Source organism: Streptomyces clavuligerus (genome assembly GCF_005519465.1).
GTDB lineage: Bacteria > Actinomycetota > Actinomycetes > Streptomycetales > Streptomycetaceae > Streptomyces > Streptomyces clavuligerus.
In genome coordinates, this window is record NZ_CP027859.1 from 1,401,922 (window position 1) to 1,423,868 (window position 21,947).

The following is a 21,947-nucleotide window of genomic DNA, read 5'->3' on the forward strand; positions in this document are numbered from 1 at the left end:
CCGTTCGCCCGGCCGTTCTCCCGACCCCGCCCCGGCCGTTCCCCCGACCCCGACCCCTCCTCCGGCCGTCTGACCGTTCCTCCCCGTCCCGTATCCCCCTCCCCCCTCTTCTCGGAAGGCGCCCCGCCATGCCGGACCACCACCTCTTCCTCCACGGGGACACCCTGCCCGAGGCCCTGGCCCATGTGGTCCAGGAGACCCCGGACACCCCCACCCTCTTCCCGCAGCAGCACAGAGAACTCACCGCACGCGACCTGGCGGTGGCCGCCGAGCGCCACGCCCGCGGCCTGATCGCCGCCGGGGTCCGCCCCGGCGACACCGTGGGCGTCCTCGGCGCCGCCGTCCATGAGGTCCTGCCCTGTGTCTTCGGCACCGTCCTGGCGGGCGCGTCGGTGAGCGTCCTGCCCCCGCCCGACGGCCCGCGCACCGCCGAACGGCTCGCCCGGCGCCTCGCCGCTATCGCCACCACCGCCCGGATGCGGCACCTCGTCACCGGCGGCGAGGAGAACGGCGCCGCCGCCGCGATCCACGCGCTCCTCCCGTCCCTGCGCGTCCTGCCCCTGCCCCTTTCCCCGCCCCTGGACGGGGGCGGGGACGGCCCGGCGGGTCCGGGACGGCGTCCGCTGCCCGCGCCGCGCCCCGACGACACCGCCGTGGTGCAGTTCACCTCGGGCAGCACCACCCGGCCGAGGGGTGTCGTCCTGAGCCATCGCGCGGTCCTCGCGGGCCTGCGGGCCATCCTCGTCTCCGCCCGCTACACCCGCGAGGACACCGTCGTCCAGTGGGCCCCCTTCCACCACGACATGGGCCTCTTCGGCTGCCTCGCCCAGCTCCTCAACGGCGGCACCTCCCATGTCTTCGACCCGCGCTTCCTGATCCGCCACCCCGGCGAGCTGCTGCGCCACTTCGCCCGCTGCCGGGGCACCGTCCTCACCGGCCCCAACTTCTCCTACGACCTGCTGATCCGGGCCGCCCGCCCCGAACTGGTCCGGGAACTCGACCTGTCCTCCTGGCGCCTCGCCTTCAACGGTGCCGAACCCGTCTCCGCCGCCACCTGCGACGCCTTCCACCGGGTCCTGGAACCCGCCGGAGTCGGGCCCGCCGTGATGTTCCCGGTCTACGGGCTCGCCGAGGCCACCCTCGCCGTCACCTTCCCCGAACCCGGCACCCGGCCCCGGGTGGTCACCGTGGACCGCGAGGAACTCGGCGCCGGGCGCGTCGTCCTCGTTCCGGAGGACCACCAGCGGGCCAAGCCCCTCGTCGCCGTCGGCACCCCCGTCGAAGGCGCCGCGACCGAGATCAGGGACGAGTACGGCCTGCGCCTCGGCTCCGGTCTGCTCGGCGAACTCCACATCAGCGGCCCCATGGTGACCAGCGGCTATCTGGGCGAGTCCGAACCCCTGCTGAGGAACGGCTGGCTGCCCACCGGGGACCTGGCCTTCCACCTCGACGGCCAGTACTTCATCGCCGGGCGGCGCAAGGAACTGGCCGTCGTCCACGGCAGGAACTACTTCCCCGAGGACGCCGAGTCCGCCGCCCGCGCCGTCCCCGGGGTCCACCGAGGACACTGCGTGGCCGTGCCGGGGACCGACCCGGGCGGGGGCGAGCACATCAGTGTGATCGCCGAGACCCGGCTCACCGGCCCGCCCGCCGGAGCCCTCGCGGAAGCTCTGCGGGAGAGCGTGGTCACGGCCCTCGGCATGCCCCACGTCCGGGTCCACCTCGTACCGCCGCAGTGGCTGACCCGGACCACCAGCGGCAAATGGCAACGTCTGGCAGCCGCCCGGCGGCTGCGCGGCGAGAAGGGAGCGGCATGACCCCCGACACCACCTCCACCCCCTCCGACACGCTCGGCACCCCCGGCATCACCGCGGCCGATGCCGTCGTCGCCACCAACCACCACTACGACCTGCCCCCCGAGGTCTTCGCCACCTTCCTCGGCGAACGCATGAAGTACACCTGCGGCCTGTACGGCACCGCCGATCTCTCCCTCGACGAGGCCCAGACCGCCAAACTGCGCTTCATCGCCCGCCGGCTGGGCCTGCGCGGCGGCGAGCGCGTCCTCGACATCGGCGCGGGCTGGGGCTCCCTCACCTGCTATCTCGCCGCCGAGTACGGCTGCGAGGTCGTCGCCGTCACCCCCTCCCGGGTCCAGATCGACCACCTCACCGAGCGGGCCGCACGCCTCGGCCTCGGCCACCGCGTCACCACCGACCGGCGCTCCGTGTACGACCTCGACCCGGACGGCTCCTTCGACGCCGTCGCCCTCGTCGGCGTCATCGAGCACCTGCCCGACCACCACGCCGCCCTCGCCACCGCCGCCCGCTCGCTGCGCCCCGGCGGACACCTGTACGTCTCCGCGAGCTGCTACCGCAGCCAGTGGCACCGCGCGGTCTACGCCCCCCGCCCCGCCAGCAGGGACGTCGCCGAGAACATCTTCGGCCACGCCGACCTGCGTCCGCTGTCCGCCCTGCTCGCCGCCGTCGAGGACACCGGACTCAGCCTGGTGTCCACCACCGACCTCACCCGTGACTACCGGCGGACCGTGCGGGCGTGGGCCGACAACGTCCGCGCCGCCCGCACCCGCGTCGACGCCCTTGTCCCCGGCCTCGCGGACAAGCTGCTGCGCTATCTGGAGACCACCGAGGCGGGCTGGGGCCGCACGACCAAGCACTACGCCTTCACCGCGGTGCGCTCCCGCTGGGGACACCACGAGGAGACAGCGTGACCACCTCCGCCCCGCGCGCCTCTGCCCCCGGCGGTATCCCGCCCGCCCCGCTGCCCCCGCTGGGACTCACCGTCGTCCGCGAAGCCGTCGCCCCCGTCGTCCAGCGCGGCGCCGACCGCGCCTGGAGCCTCGCCGACCTCGACTGGCGGCAGGTCCGCCCCGAACTCCTCACCGACGAGGACCGCTCGGCGGTCCGCTTCGTCACCTTCATCGAGGACCACATCCCCGGCTATCTCACCTGGCTGCTGCGCACCGCCCCGGTGGACGGCTCCGACCTGCCCACCGCCCGTGTCGCCGTCCACCGCGAGTACGTCCGCTTCTTCATCGCCTGGGCGTACGACGAGGAGCGGCACGCCGCCGCGCTCACCCGGTACCAGGAGGCGGCGGCCGTCGACACCCCCGACGCCCTGCGCCTGTCCCTCGCCGAAGCGGGACGCGCCCACTTCGACCGGCCCTGTCCCGACCTGCTGGGGACCTTCACCTACACCATGCTCCAGGAGAAGGCCACCCAACTCTTCTACCAGCGCTTCCGCGCCGTCACCCGGGAACCCGTGCTGCGCAGGCTGCTCACCCTGCTCGCCCGCGACGAGGCCCGCCACTTCGGGCTCTACTCCCAGCTCGTCGAGGCGTACGTCCGCCGCGACCCGAAGGCCGCCGCGCCGCACCTCAAGGACGTCCTGCGGACCTTCCGCATGCCCCTCGCCGAGACCCTGCCCCGCTACCGGCGCTGGTCCCTCGACGTCGCGGACCACTGCGGCTACGACCACACCGAGGCGTACGGGGCGCTGGAACGCCTGCTCCGGCGCTACACCGACAGCCGAGGCGGCGACGGGGTCGACGACCTGGCCACCTTCGTCACCTCGCTGCGCGCCCTGCCCTGACCGCGCGGGCCTGCCGCGACCCCTCCCGTCCCGTCGACCCCCAGGAGAATCTCAATGATCGTGTCAAGCCGTCTGTGTGACCGGCGGAGCGGGGGTGAAGAGCCTCTTGTCACGCAGCATCGCCCAGAGCACGTCGACCCGTCGGCGGGCGAGGGAGAGCAGGGCCTGGGTGTGCAGCAGCCCTTCACCTCGCTTCTTGAGGTAGTAGTCCCGCGATGGGCCGGGCCGCATCATCGCGGTCTGGGCGGACATGTAGAACAGCCAGCGCAGGCGCCGGTTGTAACGCTGGGGCCGGTGATAGTTGCCGGTGCGGCGGCCGGAATCCCGGGGCACCGGGGCCAGGCCGGCGTGGGAGGCGAGTCGGCCGGCGTCCTTGTAGCCGGACAGGTCACCGACGATGGCGACGAACTCGGCGCCCAGGACGGGACCCATGCCGGGCATGGACTCGATGATCTCGGCGCGGTCGTCGGTGCGGAAGGTCTCGCGGATCTCGCGGTCGTTGTCCTTGATCCGCTCGTCCAGGGCAAGGAGCTGGTGAGCAAGGTCGCAGACCAGCTTGGTGGCCCGCTTCTCCCCGGGCAGCACGACCTGCTGGGTCCGGGCGGCCTCGATCGCCTTGGCGGCGACGGTGTCGGCGTCGCGGACCTTGCGGCGTCCCAGCCACGTCGTCAGCCGTTTGACGCCGGTCCGCCGCAGGGCGGCGGGGGTCTGATACTCGGTCAGCATGACGACCGGGCCCTTGGCCGCGGAGTAGTCGAAGGCCCGCTCCAGGGCCGGGCAGATGCCGGTCAGCAGGTCGCGCAGCCGGTTGATCAGCCGGACCCGGTCGGCGATCAGGTCGGCCCGGTGGTTCGTCAGCAGGCGGAGCGTAGTGACCAGCTCGGGGGGCCTGTCCAGCGGGGCGAAGTCCCGGCGCATCCGGGCCTGGTCGGCGATGACCCGCGCGTCCTTCGCGTCGGTCTTTCCCTCGCCCTTGTAAGCCCCGGACATCCGGTTCACGGTGCGGCCGGGCACGTAGACGACGTTCTGCCCGTGGGCGACCAGCAGGGCCAGCAGCAGCGTGGAGGCCCGCCCGGAGATGTCCACCGCCCACCGGACCTCTTCAGCCCGCTCGCGGGCCGTCTCGATGAGGGTGAGGACCTGGGCCTCGTCGTTGATCACCTTCGTCGAGAACAACGTCTCCCCGTCGGCGTCGACCGCCACCGCCCAGTGATGCCCCTTGCCTGCGTCGATGCCGACCCATATCCGATCATGCCGCGTGCTCAACCGCCTCGCTCCGTTCCACCACCGTGACCAGCACTTCCGTGGCCCGGAGAACACCCCGCCGACAGGTCCCTAACCAGCGATGACCGCAGTTCTCAATCAGCAGTCGGAGCATCCCGGAGGACCGGGCGGCCATTCTCCTGGAGCCATCAATGGCAAACCACCATCAGCCACACCCGGTCCTCCCGGACCGCCTCACATTCTTAGGGAGACCACCATGTCCCGGAACCCCGCCCTCGACCACCCCGCCGTCCTCGCCACCGTCATCCGCGTCCTCCGCTCCGAACTCGGCTTCGACGCCCACCCCGTCGAGCCCGGCGATCGCCTCGACCTGCTCCCCGAGGCGGACTCCGTGCGGCTGATGCGGGCCGTCAGCACTCTGGAACGCCTCTACGGCACCGAACTCGACGACAACGACGTCCACGCCGCCGAGACCGTCGCCGACCTCGTCGCGCTCCTCCAGGAACACGCCACCACCGGACCCGTCGCGGAGCCGACCACCGAAACCGGGGCCGAAACCGGGGCGGCGGCCGGGACCGGGGCCGGGGCCTCGCCCGAGCGGCCCTGAACCGCCGTCTGCCGCCCGCGCCCCGTGGCCACCGCCCCGCACCCCGCGCCGCCCCCGACGGGCGGCGCGGGCCCCCTCCTCGTCGCCGCCGACTGGACGGGCCGACAGCCGCCGACGGCCCTCCTCGGCCCGTGGGAACGGCGGCACGCCGAAGCCCTGCCGCCCCGGCGGCGGCGGCAGTTCACCGCGGGCCGCCTGACCGCGCGCGCCGCGCTCGGGCTCGCCCACGGCACGGCCCCGCCGCCCCTCGACATCCCCGCCGACGGGAACGGGGCCCCGTACCCCGTCCCCTGGACCGGTCGCGCGCTGTCCATCTCCCACACCGGGACCTGGGCCGCGAGCGCCATCGGCCCGCCCGGTGCCCTCGTCGGCGTCGACATCGAACGCGCGGACGCCTGCGATCCGGCGCTGCTGCGCCGCGTCTTCGCCCCCGGCGAGGCGCCACCACCGTCCGCGCGCACCGCCACCGCCCACTGGGCCCGCAAGGAAGCCGCGCTCAAGGCCCATCGCGGCACACCGCCGACCCTCGGCCACTACCGGGTGGACGGGGACCACGTCCTCGTCCACGGAAAGGAGAACGTGCCCGCCGTGCGTACCTGGGAGATCCCCCTGCCGGGCCTGGTGCTCGTCGTCGCCTCCGGAGCCGACGACCCGCCCGTGCACCACATCCTCACCGGGGCGCGGATTCTGCGGCTGCTCGGAGCAGACCGGGCACCCGGCCGCCGCCCGGCGGAACGACCATGAACGGGAACGGGGCCAGGAACGGGGCCAGGAACGGGAACGGGGCCGGGGGCAGGAGCCGGGGCGGGAGCGGCAGCCCGGTTCCCGCCCGGCCGCCCTCCCGCCGTCTCCCGCCCGGGTACGTGGCGCTCTTCCCCGGGCTGGGCGGCCGACCGCCCGCCCCGGCGCCGGAGCTGCCCGGTCTGCTCGCACCCGCCGGACAGATCATGGAGACCGTCGACGGGTTCGCCCGGCGCACCGGCTGCTGCCCGCCGCCCTCCGGGCTGCTCACCGGGGCCGCCCCGCCCCGCTCCCCGGGCCGGGAACTCCAGCACGAACTGCTGCTCTACGGTCTGTCGCTGACCCTCCACACCCTCCTCGCCGCGACCGCCCCGCCCGTCGCCCTGCTCGGACACAGCCTCGGCTTCCTGCCCGCTCTCGTCGGCGCGGGCGCGTTCGGCGTCGAGGACGGCTGCCGACTCGTCCTCGTACGCCACCGCGTGCTGGCCGAACACCCCCCGCCCCCGGGCGGCATGCTCCATCTCGACACCGGTGCGGACACCGCCGCAGCGCTCGCCGCCTCGGTCCCGGGCACCACCGTCGCCTGTGTCAACTCCCCCGTCCGGACCGTCCTCAGCGGCCCCGCCGGGGCCCTGGCCCACGCCGAGGAACGGGCGCGGGGGCTCGGTCTGTCCCCGCTGCGGCTCCCGGTGCGCCACGCCTACCACGGACCCGGCCTGGAACCGGCGCTGACCGAGATGCGGCGGCGCTGCCACGGCATCCGCCGACGCCCGCTGACCACACCCCTGTACTCCGCCACGACCGGCACCTTCCACGGCGACGACGAGGACCTGCTCGACGCCCTCTTCGCGTCGGTCGCCCGCCCTGTCCACTTCCGTGACGCCCTGCGCGCGCTGGCGGCCCGGGGCGCGACCGCCTTCGTCGAGTGCGGCCCCACGCCGATGCTCACGAGGATGGCGGAGGAGACCGTCCCCCGGCTCCCGGCGCTCCCCGCCCTCCACCCGGGGCGGCCCCCGGCCGAGACCCTGCGCAGCGCCCGTGACCTGGCCGCACCCGTCAAAGAGGTGTCAGGGACCGCGCCCCGAGCGGCAGGAACACGTCAGGAACCCCCACCCGGCGGGCTCCCCGCCCCAGGATGATCACGTGACGCCGCCGCGGCGGGATGGTGGCGAGGGCGTCCGGACGGAGGCGACCTCACCGCCTCCGGACGGAGGCGTCGGCTGTCCGGCCCGTGGGGGGACCGGGCGGCCGACCACCCGCCGCGGGGCGTCGCACCGCTGGACCCGAGCGCCGGGAGCGAGCGGACAGGCGCGCGCCGGGGCCGTGGCCGAGAGCCTGTCGGGACCGGGGCCGAAACACCTCCGGGCGGAGTCCGGACAGCCAGCCGAAACGTGACGCCGCACCCATGCGGAACCAGCCGTACACGGTGGTGTACCCCAAGGTCATATCCCGGTGCCTGCCTCCGGTTAGCCGTCCCCGTGCAGGGGCGTCCCAGCTCAGTGCCGTGTTCTTACCTCTTCTTTCCGGGTCCGTGGGGGATGGCGCATAGCCGCCGCGTCGGCGTATCCGGAGCCAGGTCGCTCTTTACGGTCGCGGAGCCCCGGTGCAACGATCTACCGACGGCTCCGCCTGCCCGACCATGGTCGCGCGGGCCGTTCTGCCCCGCCCTCCCCGCCGGAGGGAACGGCACCACCGGAAACCGGATTCTGTCGCCGCCGAGTACGGGAGAGACATCTCGCCGTGCCCGGAAGCGGGCCTTCGGCCCTGCCTCTCGTCCCGTCCCCCTCAGGAGGAACGTTCCCCATGCGTGTACGGTCCGTGCTCGCCGCGCTCTCGGTGGTCCTGCTGCCCCTCGTCTCCCCGCCGACGGCGTCCGCCGATCCGGTGGAAACGCTCACGGTCACCACGTTCTTGGGGAAGAACTGCCCGGCCAACAGCCTGTGTCTGTTCGGGAACGGCAACCTCAGCGGTGGCGGGATCGCCCTCAGGCCCGGTGACAGTGTCGCGTATCTGGGCGATTACCACTTCAACGATCAGATGTCCTCCTGGTCCAACCACACCGGGCAGGAATGCACCTGGTTCGGCGACATCTTCTGGGCGGGGCCCACCCGCACCATGTGGGACCACCACGCCCAGAACCTGGTGGCGTCCGACAACGACACCGCCTCCTCGGTGATGTGCTGACCCGCACCCCGGCCGGTTCCGTCCGGCCCGGTGTACGCAAGGAACCTTCCCCTCCTCGTACGGAAAGGTGTTCCCATGTACCGACTGGGGCGGACAGCCCTGCCCGCCGTGCGGCGGACGACCCGCGCCCTGAGGCGGGTGTCGCCCGCCACGAGAAGGGCGGCTCTGCCCATCGGGGTCGCGGTCTCCCTGATCCTGGGGATGAACGGGGCGTCCTCCGCGCAGCCCGCCACCTCCGCCCAGCCCGCCGCCGTGGCGGACCGCTCGGCGAAGGCACCTGTGGTCAGCGCGCCGAACCGGCTGCCCAACGGTGAGATCATCGACACGGAGCAGGAGGAACAGCAGCTCCGCGCGTTCTGGACCCCCGAGCGGATGGAAGCCGCCATCTCCGCCGACGCCGCTGATGGACCGAGCGGCGACGCCGAGGGAGCGACCGGCGACGCCGGAGCGGTCGGCGGCCAGGGGCCCGTCGACATGGGGGCCGAGGAGATCGGCCCGGACGGACCGCCCGGTCAGTGGCCCGCGAAGCTGCCGGAGAACGAGCCGCCCAGGGTCGAGCTGCCGAGGGTCGACACCTCGTCGAAGGCGGCGGCGGACAAGGCGCTGAGGACCGGCGCCCCGGTGGGGAAGCCCCGGCTGAACGGCATCCCCACCGTCGGCAAGGTGTTCTTCCGCAACCCCCTCGACAATCAGACCCACGCCTGCTCGGCCTCCTCCCTCCTCAGCCCGTCGCGGCTGCTGGTGCTGACGGCGGGGCACTGTGTGCACACGGGCCCGCAGGGCGGGCGGCCCGGCAGATGGGTGGACAGCTGGCTCTATATCCCCGCGTACTACGAGACCAGCCGGCCCTTCGGCAGCTGGGTCGCCCGGCAACTCCACGCGCTCGCCGGGTTCACCGACAACAGTGAGCTGCGCTGGGATGTCGGTATGGCGGCCATGATCCCGCTCCACGGGCAGCGGCTCACCGATGTCGTGGGCGGTCTCGCCTTCACCTGGAACCGGCCCATCGGCTTGCGGGTCCGCGCCGTCTCCTACGCGGGGAACTACGGCTGGGGACAGACTCCGTACTACTGCGACGGAACCACGCAGTGGGTGCCCGGCGACACCCGTATCCAGTTCGACTGCGACATGCAGCACGGGTCGAGCGGCGGTCCCTGGATCTACCAGTACAACGACGGCAGAGGGTTCGCGCTGGGTGTCCTCAGCTCGGTCTACTGCTGCCGGAAGGCCCGCAGCCCGTACTTCAACAACTCGATGCGGGACCTGTACTACCAAGCCGGTTCCTGACCGAGGGCCGGTCGCGGGGTGCCCGGTGGGTCAGGGCACCGGGCACCCCGCTTCCCCGGCCCGCCCGGTCGGCCGCCGGGTGCCTCCCTGCCCGGTCGGCCGCCGGGTGTGCCTCCCCGCCCGTACCGCGTCCACCACCACCCAACAGGAAGGACGTTCTCCCATGCGTGTCCCGTCCGTGCTCGCCGCTCTCTCGGCGGCTCTGCTGCCTGTCGTGTTCCCGCAGGGTGCCGCCGCCGACCCGGTGGGGATCAACCGGGTCCAGACCTTCTCGGGGACGGTCTGTCCGGCCCACAGCCTCTGTCTGTACAACGACATCAACTTCAGCGGCGGCGGTATGGCCCTCCAGCTCCACGACGGCGTGCAGAACCTCGACGACTACCAGTTCAACGACCGGATGTCCGCCTGGGCCAACGGCAGCGGGACCATCTGCTACTGGTACGGGGACGCCTACTGGCAGGGCCCCAGCCGGCAGATACCGGTCCACACCGTTCACAACGCCACCTGGTGGGAGAACGACACCGCCTCCTCCGTGAGGTGCTGACGCGGCGGACGCCGTCCGGACCGGAGCGGTGAGCCGTCGCCGGTACGTCCGATTGCGCGGAACCCCCTCCCTCCTGGAGTCGTTGACCGTTGAGAAGGGGCCGCCGGAGCAACACGAGGGGGACGCATGACGGACGTTCGCGCGGAGTTGGTCCGCCCGTTGGCCGAGGCGCTGCGGGCGCATGCCGCGCGGAGCGGGGAGAGGGTCGCCTTCCGGGACGCGCGGCGGGAGGTGGGCTGGGCGGAGTTGGAGCGCCGGACGGGGCGGGTCGCGGGGCATCTGGCCCGGCTCGGTGTCCGTCGCGGGGAGCGGGTGCTGCTCTGCCTGCCCAGCCGGGTGGAGACGGTGGAGACCTGCCTCGCGGTCCTGCGTGCCGGTGCCGTCGGAGTGCCGCTGGACCCGGGGGCGGACGACAGCGAACTGGCGTATGTCCTCTGTGACAGCGGCGCGGTCGCGGCCGTCGCCGAGGCCCCGCTCCTCGAACGGCTGACGCGGGCGGCGGCGCCCGGAAAGACCCCGCTGCGGACCGGTATCGTCGTCGGCCCGGTGCCGCCGCCGCGCGGACCCTGCGCGAACGCCGTGCCGTACGAGGAACTCGCCCGCACCGACGCCCCGGAACCCCCCTACGACGGCCTCGGCCTCGACGAACCGGCGTGGATCCACTACACCTCCGGCACCACCGGCACCCGCAAGGGCGCGGTCCAGAGCCAGCGGGCGATGCTGTGGTCCACGGCCGCCGCCTACGCGCCGCTCCTCGGGATGTCCGAGCGGGACCGGCTGCTGTGGCCGCTGCCGCTGCACCACGCCTACGCGCACTCGCTGTGCGTCGTCGCGGTGGTCGCCACCGGCGCGAGCGCCTGCCTCCTGGACCGGGGCGTGGACACCGTGGGGACCCTGCGACGGCAGCCGCCCGGTGCACCGTTCACGATGCTGGCCGGGGTCCCGGCCACCTACCACCTGCTGGTGGACACCGTGCGCCGGACCGGGCCGCTCCCCGGCGGGCTGCGGGTGTGCGTCAGCGCCGGAGCACCCTGCCCCGCGGAACTGCGCGCCGCCGCGGAGGAGTCGCTCGGCGCACCGCTGCTGGACGGCTACGGCGCCACCGAGACCGGCGGCAAGATCGCGCTCGCCCGGCCCGGCGCACCGGGACCGGACCGGGTGCCGCGGCCGCTGCCCGGCGTCGACATCCGGATCGTCCCCCCGGCCGCCTCGGCGGACGCCGTCACCGCCGTCACCGCCGTCACCGCCGTCACCGCCGTCGCGGACGGCGACGAGGGCGAGATCTGGGTGCGGAGCCCCGGTCTGATGGCCGGTTACCACAACCTCCCCGACAGCACGGCACGCGTCCTGCGGGACGGCTGGTACCGCACCGGCGACCTCGGCCACCGCACACCCGACGGCGGGCTGCGGGTCACCGGCCGCGTGGGCGACCTGATCATCCGCGGTGGCCAGAACGTCAACCCGGTGGAAGTGGAGGAGGCGCTGCTGTCGTGCCCCGGAGTCGCGGACGCGGCGGTCGTCGGCCGCGCCCACGACGTCCTGGGCGAGGTCCCGGTGGCGTTCGTCGTCCCCGGCCCGGACGGCGGCGCCGACCCCGTGGCGCTGCGGGCCGCGTGCCGTGAGCGGCTGTCCCCGTTCAAGGTGCCGGACGAGATCCGGACGGATGCCGCCCCCCTGCCCCGTACCTCCTCCGGCAAGATCCGGCGGAACGTCCTCGCCGCCCGGCTCGCCGAGGCCGTCGCGCACGACGGCACGGCGACCCGTGCCGCGCTGCGCGCCAGGCTGCTCGCCCTGCCCGCCCCGGAGCGCCGCCGTGCCGTGCTGGGCCTCGTCCTCGACGCCATGAACGAGAACGGGGTGGACAGGGCGGACGGGACGCGGCCGACCGGGCCCCGCCCCGAGCGGACCTTCACCGACCTCGGACTCGGCTCCCTCCAGGGCGTGCTGCTGCGCGACCGGCTCGCGGCGGCCACCGGCCTCGGCCTGCCCCCGACCCTGGTCTTCGACCGTCCGACACCCGACGCGGTGGCGGGCCTCCTGCACGACACGCTGCTCGGCACCCCGCCACCGGCGGCCCGCCCCGCCGGGCCCGGCACCCGCGGTGGCGGCCCGTCCCCCGCCGAGCCGATCGCGATCGTCGCGATGGCCTGCCGTTTCCCGGGGCCCGTGGACGACGTCCGCACACCGGAGGAGCTGTGGCGGCTGCTCGCCGACGGGGCGGACGCCACCTCCGCGTTCCCCGCCGACCGGGGCTGGGACCTGGCCGCCCTCCACGACCCCGACCCCGACCGGACGGGCACCTCCGTCACCCGGCGCGGCGGATTCCTGCGCCGGGCCGCCGACTTCGACGCGGCCTTCTTCGGCATGTCCCCCCGCGAGGCCCGGGCCACGGACCCCCAGCAGCGGCTGCTCCTGGAGACCGCCTGGGAGGCCGTGGAACGGGCGGGCCTCGACCCCACCGCCCTGCGCGGCAGCGACACCGGCGTCTTCGTCGGAGTGATGCACGGCGACTACGGCGGCCGGCTGCTGCACCGGAAGGGCGGCCACCCGCAGGAGGCCCACCTCGCGCTCGGATCGGCGGGCAGCGTGGCCTCCGGACGCATCGCCTACACCCTGGGCCTGGAAGGCCCCGCGGTCACCGTGGACACCGCCTGCTCCTCCTCGCTGGTGGCCCTCGACTGGGCGGCGCGGGCGCTGCGCTCGGGACAGTGCTCGCTCGCCGTGGCGGGCGGCGCCACCGTCATGGCCAGCCCGGTGCCGTTCGTCGCGTTCAGCAGGCTGCGCGCGCTCGCCCCGGACGGCCGCTGCAAACCGTTCTCCGCCGCCGCCGACGGAACCGCCTGGGGCGAGGGCGTCGGACTGGTCCTGCTGGAACGTCTCGCCGACGCACGCCGCAACAACCATCCGGTGCTCGCCGTCCTCCGGGGCTCCGCCGTCAACGCGGACGGCGCGTCCAACGGGCTCACCGCGCCCAGCGGCCCCGCCCAGGAGCGGCTGATCGGCGACGCCCTGGCCGCCGCCGGGCTCGCTCCGGCCCAGATCGACGCCGTGGAGGCGCACGGCACCGGCACCCCGCTCGGCGACCCCATCGAGGCCCGCGCGCTCCTCGCCGCCTATGGGACGGACCGCCCCGCCGACCGGCCGCTGTGGCTCGGGTCCCTGAAGTCCAACCTCGGACACACCCAGGCCGCCGCCGGTGTCGCCGGGGTCATCAAGACCGTGCTGGCGATGCGGCACGGCGTGCTGCCGCGCACCCTGCACCTCGACGAGCCGTCCCCCGGGGTCGACTGGTCCTCGGGCGCGCTGCGACCGCTGACCCGGGAGCAGCCGTGGCGGCCCGCCCCCGGGCAGCCGCGCCGCGCGGCGGTGTCGGCCTTCGGCATCGGCGGCACCAACGCGCATGTGATCCTGGAGGAGGGCCAGGAGTCCGAGCGGGACACGGGGGACCCCGGCGCCGCCGTCCCGGTCGTCCCGGCCGTTCCCGACCCGCCGCATCCGCCGCATCCGCCGCACCTGCCACATCCGTCACTTCTGGCGCTTCCGCCGCTCCTGCTGTCCGGTGCCGACGCGGGCGCGCTGCGCGCCCAGGCGCGGAACACGGCCGCGTTCCTCCGGGAGTACCCCGGACTGCCCCTCGTGGACGTGGTGTTCTCCGCCGCCACCGCACGCGCCGCGCTCCGCCACCGGGCGGCGGTCCCCGCCGACGACCACGCGGCCCTGCTGAGCGGACTCGACCGGATCGCCGCCGGGACGACGGTGCCCGCACCCGTCCGCACCGGCCCACGGCTGGCCCTGCTCCTCACCGGACAGGGCGCCGCACGACCCGGCCTCGGCCGGGAACTCCACGCCGCCTACCCGGTCTTCGCTGCCGCCTTCGATGCGCTCTGCCGCCGGTTCGACGCTGTCGGAACGGGGGAACGGCCGCTGCGCGAGAGCCTGTGGCCAGGGCCGGACACGGACCCCGACGCGGGCACGGACACCCCAGCGGGCACGGACGCCGAAGCGGGTACGCACGCCGACGCTGATGCTCTCGACCGGACGGACGTCTCCCAGGCCGGCCTGTTCGCGTTCGAGGTCGCCCTCTTCCGGTTGCTCGCCTCCTGGGGAGTGCGGCCCGACGTCCTGGCCGGGCACTCCGCCGGGGAACTCGCCGCGGCGCACATCGCCGGAATCCTCACCGAGGACGACGCCGTCGCCCTGGTCGCGGCCCGGGGCCGGCTGATGCAGCGGCTCGCGGCCGGGGGCGCCATGGCCGTCCTGGACGCCACCGAGGAGGAGGCGGGCGCGGAAGTCGCGAGAACCCCGGCCGGGGCGGGGCCGGTGGCGGTCGCGGCGGTGAACGGCCCCCGGTCGGTCGTCGTCTCCGGAGCGGAACGGGCGGTGGCGGACGTGATGGCGCGCTTCGCGGCCCGGGGCCGCCGCGCCGAACGCCTGCGGACCCGGCACGCGTTCCACTCCCCGCTGGTCGAACCGGCGCTCGCGGAGTTCGCCCGCGCCGTTTCGCGCGCCGCCTTCCACGAGCCCCGTATCCCCGTCGTCTCGACCCTCACGGGACGCCCGGCCACCGGGGACGACCTGCGCTCCGTCGCCTACTGGGTGCGCCACGCCCGGGAGACGGTGCGCTTCGCCGACGCCGTGCGCCATCTCGCGGACGAAGCGGGAGTGACGGCCTTCGCCGAGGTCGGCCCCGGCGCCCAGCTCACCTCGGCCGCGCTGCGGACCGTCGGGGAGCCCGGGGACCGTGTGTTCACCGCGACGAACAGATCCGGCCACCCGGAGCCCCGCACGCTCCTCGCGGCACTCGCCCGGCTGCACACCCACGGCCTCCCGGTCGACTGGGAGGCGGTCCTGCGCGGCCGCACGGGTCCGCCCGCCCGGCGCGTCGATCTGCCCACCTACCCCTTCCAGCGCGCACGCCACTGGCTGGACGAGCCCTCCGCCACGGCGACGGGCCCGGCGCACCCGGCCGCGTACACCACCGGCCGTCCGGCGGGGGCCGAGCGTGCCACGGACCGTCCGGCGCGGACTGCGGACCGCACGGACCGCACGGACCGTCCGCTGCGGACCGAGGACCGCACGGGCCATCCGGTGCTGTCCGCGACGACGAGCCTCGCGGGCACGGACAGCCTGCTGAGCACGGGCGTGCTGTCGTCGGCCGGACAGCCCTGGCTGCGCGACCACGTCGTGCACGGCCGGGTACTGGTTCCCGCCACCGCCCTCGCCGACCTCGCGCTCCACACCGGCGCGGCCTGCGGCCTGCCGGAACTGGAGGAGCTGACGCTGCTGCTCCCGCTGCACCTGCCCGGCCCCGACGGGCAGGCGGAGGTGCAGCTGACGCTCGGCGCGCCGGACGCGTCCGGCCGCAGGCCCGTCGACGTGCACGCGCGCCCCGGGGACGGCGGCCCGCTCGGGGCGTGGACCCACCACGCCACCGGCCGACTGGGACCGCCGGCCGACGGCCCCCGCCCGGCCCGCCGCGACGAGGAGACCTGGCCGCCCCCGGAGGCGGTGCCCGTCGACCTGACCGGAGCGTACGAGCGTCTGGCGGAGGCGGGACACGCGTACGGCCCGGCGTTCCGCTGTGTGCGGGCGCTGTGGCGGCAGGGCGACGACCTGCTGGCGGACGTACGGCTCCCCGACGAGAACGTGTCCGAGGCGCAGCGGTACGGGCTCCACCCCGCGCTGTTCGACGCCGCCGTGCACGCGCCGCTGCTGCTCCCCGGGGACCCGGGACGCCCCGGCGGGACCGGTCGGCTGCCGTTCGCCTGGCGGGGCGTCAGCCGACAGGCCGATGGCGTCACCGCCCTGCGCGTCCGGCTCCGCCCCAGCGGGGACCACACTGTCGCGGTGTCCCTCACCGACCCGGCGGGCCGCCCGGTCCTGAACGTGACCGCCCTGACCACCCGCGCGGCCCCCACCTCCGACACCGCCCTCCGGCCCCACCCGCTCTACCGCCTTCACTGGCTCCCCGCCGCACTGCCCGCGACGGCCCCCGGCACGGCACCCCCGGACGCGCCTGTCTTCGTGCCGCCTGCTCCCGGGGCGCCGTCCGCGACGCTCCCGGACCCGGCTTCGGGTGACCCTGCGCCGGGTCCCGGCGTGCCTTCTGCGGGGCGGTCGGCGGAGCCCGGTCCCATGGGGCGGCTCGCGGCGGCCCCGGTCACGACTTCCGTCGGCGGCGCACCCGTTCCCGGGGCGTTGGGGCCCGGTGGGGTGCCGGTGGCGGTGTCCGCGGTGTTCCCGGATGTGGCTTCGGGCGGCGGGGTGTCCGTCCCCGGTTCGCCGGGTCCTGAGGCGTTCTCCGCGGGGCGGTCGGCGGGGGTCGGTTCCGCCGGGTGGTCCGGGGCGTCCCCGCCCACGGCTCCGGCCGGTGATGTCCCTGCCTCCGGGGCGCCGGACCCCGGAGTGCCGTCTGCGGCGCCCGGTCCCGCTTCCGCCGTCCCGTCGCCTTCGTCGCCTTCGTCGCGTTCATCGGCTTCATCGGCTTCATCGGCTTCATCAGCGGTGTCCGTGGGCCCGGCGGCCGGTGCGCACGGTGGGGTCACGCCCCCGGGCGGAGGTGTGTCCGTCCCCGGTTGGCGGGGCCTCGGGGCGCCGTCCGATCTCGTCGTCCCGCTGGCGCCGCCCGGCACGTCGTCCGAGAACATGGTGGACCGTACGCACGATCTGGTCACGCGGGCCCTGGAGCTGCTGCGCGGCAGACTTCCGTCCCTGGGGCCCGGGGGAGGGCGTCTGGTGCTGGTGACCCAGGGGGCCACCGGGGCCGACCCCGATCCGGCCGGTGCCGCCGTCTGGGGGCTGGCGCGCAGTGCCCAGTCCGAGTACCCCGGTCGGCTGACCCTCGTGGACATCGACGGACACCCGGAGTCGGCTCATCGGCTGCCGGCCGCCCTCGCGACCGGTGAACCCCAGCTCTCGGTGCGCGCGGGCCGGGTGTACGTACCCCGGCTGACCGGGCCGACGGACGCCGGGCCCACCCGGGCGGCCGACGGCTTCGGGAGCGGCACCGTGCTGGTCACCGGCGGGACGGGGGCGCTCGGCGCGCTGCTGGCCGGGCACCTGGCGGAGCGTCACGGCGTACGGCGGCTGCTGCTCACCAGCCGCAGCGGCCCCGGCGCGCCCGGTGCGCGGCTGCTGCGGGAGCGGATCGAACGGGCCGGTGCCCGGGTCGACGTGGTCGCCTGCGACGCCGGTGACCGCTCCGCGCTGGCCCGGCTGATCGACACATGCTCCGCCGACCTGACCGCCGTCGTGCACACGGCCGGGGTCCTCGACGACGGGGTGCTGGAGGGCCAGACGGCAGGGCGGGTCGCGGCCGTCCTGCGGCCGAAGGCGGACGCGGCCTGGTATCTGCACGAGCTGACGGAGGGCCTGCCCCTGTCGCGGTTCGTGCTCTTCTCCTCGGCGGCGGGCCTGCTCGGAAACCCCGGCCAGGCCGGTTACGCCGCCGCCAACGCCTTCCTCGACGCCCTCGCGCTGCACCGGACGGCCCGGGGGCTGCCCGCGCTCTCGCTGGTGTGGGGACCGTGGGCGGGCGGCGAGGGGATGGCCGCCCGCACCGGCCGGACACAGGACGGCGTGCTCCGCGCCGTCACCGCGGCCGACGGCCTGGCGCTGTTCGACGCGGCGCTGACGGCGGGCGGGCCCGTCCTCGCCCCGCTGCCGCTGGACCGGCCGTCCGCCCGGCCCCGGCGGCCCCTCCCGCCGCCGCTGCGTGACCTGCTCGGTCCGCCCGGCACTCCGCCGAACGGGGACGCGGACCCCGGCACCGGCCCGGAGACCGCCACCGGCGGCCCGGTGCCGGACGGGACACCGGACGAGTCACCGGGCGCGTGGCGCGAACGGCTGGCACGGCTGCCCGCCCCCGACCGCGCCCCCGCGCTGCTCGTCCTGGTCCGCGAGGCGGCGGCCGACGTACTCGGGCACACCGGCGCCGACGCCGTCACCGCCGACCGCGCCCTCGGTGAACTCGGCCTCGACTCCCTGGCCGCCGTTCAGCTCCGCAACCGGCTGAGCCTGCTCACCGGCCTGGAGCTGCCCCCCACCCTCACCTTCGACCTGCCCACTTGCGAACAGCTGACGGAACATCTGCTCGCCGGAGTCCTTGACGCACAGCCACCCCGACGGGAGGTGCCCGCCGCCGGTCCCGCGCGCCCCGCGAAGGCCCGTCCGCCCCAGACCCTCGCCTCCCTCTACCGCCGCGTGTGCGCGACGGGGGACGTCGTCTCCGCGATGCACCTGCTCGTGACCGCCTCCCTGGCCGTCCCCGGCTTCGCCCCCGAGGACACCGCCGCACACGCCCTGGACCCGCTCCACCTGGCCGGGGGCGAGGCCGACCGGCCGCCGCTGGTGTGCTTCCCCGGCTTCTCCCCGGCCCCCGGCAGGCCCTGGTACGCCACGCTCGCCCGCCACTTCGCGGGGGAGCGGGACGTGCTGGAGATGCGGCACCCCGGGGTCGCGACGGGCGACGCGCCGCCGCGTGACTGGCGGACCCTGGTCGATCTCCACGCGGCCGATGTGCGCGAACGGCTGGGCGGGCGCCGCCCCGTCCTGCTCGGATGGTCGATGGGCGGCTGCCCGGCCCACGCGGTCGCCGCACGCCTCGCGGCCACCGGCACGCCGCCCGCCGGTCTGGTCCTTCTCGACCCCCACCACGTGGCCGCCGAACGGGAGAACGACCCCCTGCTGCTCGCCATGCCCGCGCGCGCGGCCCTCGTGATGGGAACGGAGTTCGACACGGCGGTGGACGACATGGCCCTGACCGCGTTCGGCGCCTACACCCGAATGCTCAGGGGCTGGCACCCCGACCCCCTGGAGCTGCCCGTTCTCCTGCTCCGCCCCGCCGACCGCCCCCCGGCGGCGGCCCCCGCCGACGGCTGGCCCGGCCGGTACGACACCACGGAGGTCCCGGGCGACCACTGGACCCTTGTGGAGCACGACGCCGCCACCACGGCCCACGCGATCCGCGCCTGGGCCGACGACCTCCCGGCCCGCCCGGCCTGACCTGCGGCGACGGCGACGGCAGGGGGCGACGGGAGGGGGCGACGGCAGCGGTCGCACGATGTGCAGCGCCCGTCCGTTGCCGCCGTACCGACGCGGCGCGGGCCCGGCCGGACCGCCCGGAACGTCCCCTGACCGGCCGCCGCCCGTCCACCGCCCGTCCACCGCCGTGGCCCTCCTCCAGGAAGCGCTGAAGCTCCCGGGGTGGCTTGAACTCCCTGGTTCTGAGGGCCCCCGGGACGGGTGGACCCCTGGCTGGCCGCGACGTGCCGGGGAAGGGTGGCACCCGGCCGCCGCGAGGCCCGTACCACTGTCCGCCCTCCCGAGCACGACCGACGAGAGAGCACGCGTGACCATGCCGTACACCGTGACCACGCCCCACCCGACGCACCCCGCCGCACCGGGGGAGCCGCTGGGCCGCACCGGCCGCCGGAAGGCCCTTCGGACCCGGGCGGCGGTGCTCGGGGCCGCGCTCACCGCGGCCCTGTCGCTGGGGGCGGTGACCGCGCCCCCGGCCGCCGCCGGGAACCCGTACTTCTGCCCGCAGTCGAAGTTCTGCCTCTGGGAGGACTCGAACTACGACGGCGCCATGGCCACCGCGGTGGCCGGCATCTCCTGGATCGGCCCCTATATGAACGACAGGGGCAGTTCGTACTGGAACCGTACGGGCGAGTGGGTCACCCTCTACCGCGACATCGACTTCCAGGGCGGCTGTCTCATGGGCTCCATCGCCCCCCAGGAGAGCGCGACGGTGCTCTCCGCCCAGGCCAACGACCAGACGTCGTCCTTCAGGTTCTCCCGCGACCGGATCTGTTAGCCGGACGGTGCGGTGCCCCGCCGCGCCGTGCTCTGTCGTACGGCGCCCGGGTCGTGGCCGCCCGGCCACGACCCGGCAGCCGTCCTCCGCCCCGTAAGACCCGTAAGACCCGTGCTCCGCGCCCTCGCTCCGTCCCGGCCTCCCGCTTCCGCGCGAACGGGGCTCCGGCGTCACCTGCCACCGTGTGACGGCCCCGGCCCCGGCCCCGCGTCAGGAGCCGAAGCGGGCGGCCAGTTCCCGTTTGAGGACCTTGCCGCTCGGGCCGAGGGGCAGTTCGGTCAGGAACTCCACCCGGCGGGGGTACTTGTAGGCGGCGATCCGCGCCCGGGTCCAGGCGATGATGTCGGCGGCGAGGGCGCCGTCCGTCACCGTCTCCGGGCGGACCACGACCACCGCGCAGACCTCCTGGCCGAGCCGCTCGTCGGGCACGCCGACGACGGCGGCCTGGGCGACGGCCGGGTGCCGGGCGAGGATCTCCTCGATCTCCCGGGGGTAGACGTTGTAGCCGCCCCTGATCACCATGTCCTTGGTGCGGTCGACGACGGTGAGCACCCCCTCGGCGTCCTTGGTGCCGAGGTCCCCGGTGCGGAACCAGCCGTCCATGATGACCTCGGCGGTGGCGGCGGGGTTGTTGAGGTACCCGGCCATCACATTGTGGCCGCGGACGACGATCTCCCCGGTCTCCTCCGGCGGCAGCAGGACGATCCGGTCCCGCACCAGCGCGTCGGCGATCTCCGCCTCCACCCCGGGGATGGGCCTGCCGACCGTGCCGGGAAGACAGGGCCAGGGGTGCTGGTTGAAGGTGACGACCGGTGAGGTCTCGGTGAGCCCGTACCCCTCGAAGACCGGGCAGCCGAACGTCCGCGTGACCTCCTCCAGCACCCGCACCGGCAGGGCGGAGCCGCCGGAGTAGACGCGCTCCAGCGGGGGCCGCTCCGGGGTGCGGGCCGCCGCCTCCAGCAGTCCGATGAACATCGTGGGCACCCCCATGGCGACGGTGCACCGCTCGGCGTTCATCAGGGCGAGGGCGGCGTCCGCGTCGAAGCGCTCCATCAGGACCAGGGTGGCCCCCGCGCGGAAACAGGTGCCCATGCCGCAGGTCTGCCCGAAGGTGTGGAACAGCGGCAGACAGCCCAGGAGGACGTCCTCCGGGCGCATGGCGAAGGGGGCGAGCACGGTGGTGCCCACATTCATCGCCAGATTGAGCTGGGTGATCATCGCGCCCTTGGGACGGCCGGTGGTGCCGGAGGTGTAGAGGATCAGCGCGATGTCGTCGGGGGCCCGGGGCACCCACCCCGCGACGGGGGCGGCCACGGCGGCGCGCGCGTCGAGGGCGCGCCCGACGGCCGGGGCGGCCACAGCGGTCCCGGCGGTCCTGGTGGTCCCGGCCGCCGCCGGGACCACCGGTGGGCCGACCGTCAGGAGCGTGGTGCCCGTCGCCGCTGCCGCGCGGGCGCCCTCGCCGGTCAGCGCCGTGTCGCAGATCAGGACGGAGGCGGCGGAGTCCTTCAGCACAAAGCTGATCTCGTCCGCCTTCAGCAGCGCGTTCACCGGGACGACGGTCGCGCCGAGGGCGAGCGCGCCGTAGTAGGCGCGGGGGAAGTCGGGGGTGTTGGGGAGCAGCAGCGCCACCCGGTCCCCCGGGCCGACGCCCTCCTCGCGCAGGACGGCGGCGTAGCGGCGGGCGGAACGCCACAGCTCGTGGTAGGTGATCCGCTCGGCTCCGGCGACGAGGGCGGGGTGGTCCGGGCGGCGGCCCGCGGTGTCCGCGAGGACGGTGGCGGCGGACAGGGTGGCGTTCACCGCGTGGGAACGGGGGAGTCGGGACGGCTGTGACGGTCCATGCGCACACTCCGGGGCGATCGGGTCCCGTCGGCACGGGACCGGGCGGGATCGGAACGACCATGCTCGGTGAGCGGAAGAAACCACGGGTG

13 protein-coding genes are annotated in these 21,947 nt (G+C 75.1%); 11 read left to right on the plus strand and 2 right to left on the minus strand.

What is annotated here, in order from left to right; genetic code table 11:
• The first annotated feature begins 128 nt into the window (after positions 1-128).
• Genes CRV15_RS34235 through CRV15_RS34245 form a run of 3 tightly spaced genes read left to right on the plus strand, consistent with a single transcriptional unit; the run spans position 129 to position 3,609 of the window.
• Positions 129-1,817 (plus strand): AMP-binding protein, encoded by a 1,689-nt coding sequence (locus tag CRV15_RS34235; RefSeq protein WP_003963584.1) that lies wholly within the window; start codon positions 129-131, stop codon positions 1,815-1,817.
• Positions 1,814-2,728 carry an SAM-dependent methyltransferase gene (locus CRV15_RS34240; protein ID WP_003959080.1) on the plus strand — a complete coding sequence of 305 codons (915 nt, stop codon included), beginning with the start codon at positions 1,814-1,816 and terminating at the stop codon, positions 2,726-2,728. Before CRV15_RS34235 ends, CRV15_RS34240 begins: the two co-directional genes overlap by 4 nt.
• On the plus strand, positions 2,725-3,609 hold the full coding sequence (locus CRV15_RS34245) for an acyl-ACP desaturase (RefSeq protein WP_003959081.1): 885 nt from the start codon (positions 2,725-2,727) through the stop codon (positions 3,607-3,609). The genes CRV15_RS34240 and CRV15_RS34245 overlap by 4 nt, the downstream gene beginning before the upstream one ends.
• 63 nt (positions 3,610-3,672) lie before the next feature.
• Here the strand turns inward: CRV15_RS34245 and CRV15_RS34250 are convergent, their stop codons facing one another.
• A complete protein-coding gene (locus tag CRV15_RS34250; protein WP_003954162.1) occupies positions 3,673-4,875 on the minus strand; it encodes an IS110-like element IS116 family transposase in 1,203 nt (400 codons plus the stop codon).
• A 214-nt stretch (positions 4,876-5,089) separates the two neighbouring features.
• Between CRV15_RS34250 and CRV15_RS34255 the strand changes: the two genes are divergently transcribed.
• The 8 genes from CRV15_RS34255 to CRV15_RS34290 all read left to right on the plus strand — a co-directional run bounded on the left by CRV15_RS34255 (position 5,090) and on the right by CRV15_RS34290 (position 20,013).
• The gene (locus CRV15_RS34255; RefSeq protein ID WP_003959082.1) at positions 5,090-5,440 is read left to right on the plus strand and encodes an acyl carrier protein; all 351 of its coding nucleotides are present in this window, start codon (positions 5,090-5,092) and stop codon (positions 5,438-5,440) included.
• 24 nt (positions 5,441-5,464) lie between these two features.
• Entirely contained in the window at positions 5,465-6,184 is a 720-nt protein-coding gene (locus tag CRV15_RS34260) for a 4'-phosphopantetheinyl transferase family protein (RefSeq protein WP_009999558.1), read from the plus strand.
• Entirely contained in the window at positions 6,181-7,320 is a 1,140-nt protein-coding gene (locus tag CRV15_RS34265) for an acyltransferase domain-containing protein (protein ID WP_003963587.1), read from the plus strand. The genes CRV15_RS34260 and CRV15_RS34265 overlap by 4 nt, the downstream gene beginning before the upstream one ends.
• A gap of 664 nt (positions 7,321-7,984) precedes the next feature.
• On the plus strand, positions 7,985-8,365 hold the full coding sequence (locus CRV15_RS34270; protein WP_009999560.1) for a peptidase inhibitor family I36 protein: 381 nt from the start codon (positions 7,985-7,987) through the stop codon (positions 8,363-8,365).
• Between the two features lie 75 nt (positions 8,366-8,440).
• The gene (locus CRV15_RS34275) at positions 8,441-9,652 is read left to right on the plus strand and encodes a trypsin-like serine peptidase (protein WP_003963588.1); all 1,212 of its coding nucleotides are present in this window, start codon (positions 8,441-8,443) and stop codon (positions 9,650-9,652) included.
• Positions 9,653-9,815: 163 nt separating this feature from the next.
• The gene (locus CRV15_RS34280) at positions 9,816-10,196 is read left to right on the plus strand and encodes a peptidase inhibitor family I36 protein (RefSeq protein ID WP_003963589.1); all 381 of its coding nucleotides are present in this window, start codon (positions 9,816-9,818) and stop codon (positions 10,194-10,196) included.
• 126 nt (positions 10,197-10,322) lie between these two features.
• On the plus strand, positions 10,323-19,199 hold the full coding sequence (locus CRV15_RS34285) for a type I polyketide synthase (RefSeq protein WP_003963590.1): 8,877 nt from the start codon (positions 10,323-10,325) through the stop codon (positions 19,197-19,199).
• A gap of 352 nt (positions 19,200-19,551) precedes the next feature.
• Complete coding sequence (locus tag CRV15_RS34290) at positions 19,552-20,013, plus strand: peptidase inhibitor family I36 protein (protein ID WP_044972805.1); 462 nt, start codon at positions 19,552-19,554, stop codon at positions 20,011-20,013.
• A gap of 210 nt (positions 20,014-20,223) precedes the next feature.
• Here CRV15_RS34290 and CRV15_RS34295 read toward each other — a convergent pair whose 3' ends face one another.
• Positions 20,224-21,816, minus strand: coding sequence for a long-chain-fatty-acid--CoA ligase (locus CRV15_RS34295; protein ID WP_003963593.1), 1,593 nt, complete (start codon positions 21,814-21,816; stop codon positions 20,224-20,226).
• Positions 21,817-21,947 lie beyond the last annotated feature (131 nt).